This is a genomic window from Achromobacter sp. SIMBA_011, assembly GCF_046535435.1.
Classification (GTDB): Bacteria; Pseudomonadota; Gammaproteobacteria; order Burkholderiales; family Burkholderiaceae_B; genus Achromobacter; species Achromobacter dolens.
Genome location: NZ_JAWRWN010000371.1, coordinates 1 through 276, shown reverse-complemented (window position 1 = coordinate 276; position 276 = coordinate 1). Strand labels below are relative to the sequence as shown.

Annotated in this window: 1 protein-coding gene; it reads left to right on the top strand. The window is 71.0% G+C overall.

From position 1 onward, the window contains the following. Nucleotides 1–276: Sir2 family NAD-dependent protein deacetylase (locus SB816_RS31340; protein WP_410548160.1), on the top strand; the 276-nt coding region annotated here is incomplete at both ends.

Below are 276 nucleotides of genomic sequence, written 5' to 3'. Positions count from 1 at the left end.
GCCGTCGAGGCGCTCGCGCGCGCCGATGCGCTCCTCGTGACGGCCGGCGCCGGCATCGGCGTCGATTCGGGGCTGCCCGATTTCCGCGGCACGGACGGCTTCTGGCGCGCCTATCCGGCGCTGCGCCAGGAGCGCTTCGAATTTCACGAGATCGCGTCGCCGCAGGCGTTTCGCGCGCAACCGCGGCTGGCGTGGGGCTTCTACGGGCACCGTCTTGCGCTGTATCGACAGACGCTGCCGCATCAGGGCTTCGCGATCCTGCGACGCTGGATCGAC